This window comes from Oscillospiraceae bacterium (genome assembly GCA_035353335.1).
Lineage (GTDB): Bacteria > Bacillota > Clostridia > Oscillospirales > JAKOTC01 > DAOPZJ01.
The window spans coordinates 1-3543 of record DAOPZJ010000109.1 but is presented as its reverse complement, the minus strand read 5'-3'; the positions used below and the strand labels follow the sequence as shown (position 1 = coordinate 3543).

3 protein-coding genes are annotated in these 3543 nt (G+C 45.5%); all 3 read left to right on the top strand.

Annotation, left to right across the window (positions count from 1 at the left end; translation table 11 throughout):
- A partial coding sequence (locus tag PKH29_12670) for a YgiQ family radical SAM protein (GenBank protein HNX15692.1) occupies positions 1 to 1743 on the top strand: 1743 nt, incomplete at its 5' end.
- A gap of 295 nt (positions 1744 to 2038) precedes the next feature.
- Positions 2039 to 3136, top strand: coding sequence for a M23 family metallopeptidase (locus tag PKH29_12665; protein ID HNX15691.1), 1098 nt, complete (start codon positions 2039 to 2041; stop codon positions 3134 to 3136).
- 65 nt (positions 3137 to 3201) lie between these two features.
- Positions 3202 to 3543, top strand: a 342-nt coding sequence (locus tag PKH29_12660; protein HNX15690.1) for a hypothetical protein, incomplete at its 3' end; no start/stop codon positions are given.

Genomic DNA, 3543 nt, shown 5'->3' with positions numbered 1-3543 from the left:
AAGAAACGCGGGTGGGACGGCGTCGACTTCGCCTATGTCATCGGCGACGCCTACGTCGATCACTCGTCCTTCGGACATGCCGTTATCAGCCGCGTGCTCGAACACGCCGGCTATCGTGTCGGCATCATCGCCCAGCCCGATTGGAACGACCCGAAGAGCATCGACGTCTTCGGCAAGCCTCGGTTGGGCTTTTTGGTCATGAGCGGCAATATGGACAGCATGGTCAACCACTATACCGTCAACAAAACCCGCCGCGACCACGACGCCTACACCCCCGGCGGCGTTCCCGGCAAGCGTCCCGACCGCGCTTTGACTGTCTATTGCAACCTGATTCGGCACACCTATAAAGACGTCCCGATCATCATCGGCGGCATCGAGGCCAGCTTACGCCGCTTGTCGCATTATGATTTTTGGTCCGACAGCGTCCGCCGTTCGGTTTTGCTCGACTGCGCCGCTGATTTGCTCATTTACGGCATGGGCGAAAAGGCCATTGTCGAGGCCGCCGATGCGCTCAAAAACGGCGGCGATCTGACGCACATTCGCGGTACGGTCTACAGCACCCACGATATGACCGGGATGCGCGGGCATATTACGTTGCCGTCGTTTGATAAAGTCAAATCGGACAAACAGGCATTTGCCCGCAGTTTTGCCCAGCAATATGAAAACACCGACCCGTTTTCGGCCAAGCCGCTTGTCGAGGCCTACGGAAACGGGACTTATGTGGTGCAAAATCCGCCGCAGTTTCCGCTGACCACCGAAGAACTTGACGCGGTGTACGAGCTGCCCTATATGCGCAATTACCATCCGATGTATGAGGCGGCGGGCGGCGTTCCGGCGCTGAACGAGGTCAAGTTCAGCTTGACGGTCAACCGGGGCTGTTTCGGCGGGTGCAGTTTTTGCGCGCTCACATTCCATCAGGGACGGATCGTGCAGAGCCGCAGCGTTGAATCAGTCGTTAAAGAAGCCAAACTGATGATCGCCGATCCCGAATTCAAAGGATATATCCACGACGTCGGCGGCCCGACCGCAAACTTTTTCCGTCCTGCCTGCGACAAACAACTCAAACAGGGCGCGTGTCAAAATCGGCAGTGCCTGTTCCCGCAGCCCTGTCCGAATCTGAAAGCCGACCACAGCGGATATCTGCGGATGCTCACCGAACTGCGGGCGCTTCCGGGCGTGAAAAAGGTGTTTGTGCGCTCAGGTGTCCGGTACGATTATCTGCTGGCCGACCCGAATCCCGCGTTTTTCGACGCGCTGGTCAAGCACCATGTCAGCGGACAGCTTCGCGCCGCGCCCGAGCATGTGTGCGACTCGGTGTTGAAGCGCATGGGAAAACCGCCCGCGAAGGTATATGACCAGTTTTGCAAGGCGTTTGAAAAGCGCACCGAAAAAGACGGCAAAAAGCAATATGTAGTGCCGTATCTGATGTCTTCGCACCCGGGCAGCGGATTGAAAGAGGCGATTGCGCTGGCGGAATACCTGCGCGACAACCGATTGAACCCGATGCAGGTGCAGGATTTTTACCCGACGCCGTCGACGGTCTCGACCTGCATGTATTACACGGGCATCGACCCGCGGGACATGTCGCCGGTGTTTGTGCCGACCGACCCGTTTGAAAAAGCGATGCAAAGGGCGCTGATTCAATACCGTGAGCCGAAAAATCGACAGCTGGTGAAACAGGCGCTCGAAAAAGCGGGCCGTAAGGATTTGATCGGCATGGGCAAAAAGTGTTTGATTAAGTAGACGCTGATAAAAGAAAAATTATGTTAGCAAGCATCATTTAAGTATCATTTTAAATAATGCACAATAAAAATAAAAATATATTAAAATTTTTATGATAAATTACAAATTTACTATTGACATACCAAAAAAAGAAAATTATAATAAAACTGGTAACGAAAGAGAGGGGTTGAAATGAAAAGACCAACGTGTTTATGCAAGCGGGTGATTTTGATTTTTGACGATATTCCCATATCGGATAAATTCAATCCGGTATTGGTTAGAAAGATGTTCAAAATTTATGAAAAGGAGATTTAGTTTGAAAAAGTTGATGATGATTTTGTGTATTATTATGTCATGTATGATGATATTCAATCTTTCGGTTTATGCGAGCGATTCTCCGACGGACAGGGTGATTCTTAACGAAAATCAAAAAAATATATTAAGGGCGTACGGTTGCACGGATAAGGATTTCGAATCTTTAACAAGGGCGCAGCTTTCAAAAATCCTTAGTACGGGAAAAATCGTAAATCCAGAGTATGTCGAAGTTAATCTGCCTTCGGAACCGATCAACAAACGGGATGAAAAAACAGATAAACTGTTAAAAGAAAAAGGATATACGGAGGATTTCATTCGGTTTATCATCAATCACGGTTATCTATATAAAGAAATTCTTGATATAGACGACAATATCATGAAATTGATGATTGCCGAGTATGAAAAAGTGGCTCCGGGGAAATCAACAGTGTTGACAATTGCAAATTTTTCTTCTAAAAACTCTTTAAAATTTAGGAATATTTACACTTCTCCTATCCAAGAATACGCTCCCTTCAGCGATTTTCAATTATGGCCGGATCCCCCAAATTATCCTGGAATAACCGGCGTTGGAATACAAGGGTATTTCCATCCTTGGGTGTCGATACGGCAATCCGCAGCATATTATTCATCTCAATGCCTCAGTGGAGCCGAAGATGTATTTAATACGAGCTCATATCTGTACTATGATTACAACATCTTCGGAGAAGATAAAGGAACGACTGGATGCCATGAAGGTGTTGATCTTCAATATACTGGGAATAATAAAGAACACGCGGTATATTCGGTTACTCCAGGAATATATAACGGTACGAATATTACATGGGGTGCTGTTTGTGTATATGATAGCAACTTAGGCGCTACATCAGTATATGAACATCTGAAACTTATTCCTACATTTACACTAGGTCAAACGATAGCAAAAGAGGACTTATTGGGATATGAGGGAATAACTGGAATGGATAGCGGCGGTAATCATCTTCATTTCGAAGTGCATCCGAACGAAAACTATGGTTCTGTTACTTCAGGGACTTGGGTAGAATATAGCGGAGACCTTACTTTAAAATCCGCGTTTCCTTATGCCTATCTAAATTGGTATTAATAAAATAATCAATAAAACAGGCGGGAATTTGATTTATTCCCGCCTGTTTTAAAAGGAGATTCATCATGAAAAAATCAATTATTGCTTTTTTATCAATACTTTGTAGCTTGTTTTTATTTATTTCCTGTACCACACCAGAATTAAAAATAAATGAGCCACAAATATCGGAACTCGCTTCGCTTCCTCAAGCTGATGGTTATGATTTGTTCAGCATCGGGATGCTCAATGACAATACACCCATAATTATACTTGGAACAGGAAAAGAAGATAACTTAAAAAAAATATATAAAGTAAATATAGATGGAATCAATAAGTTGATTTTTGAGGGTGAAGGGAGAGGAAGTTTTTATGCGATTTATATAAAATCACATCCAAATAACACTTATAGCATACAATTTGAAAATGAA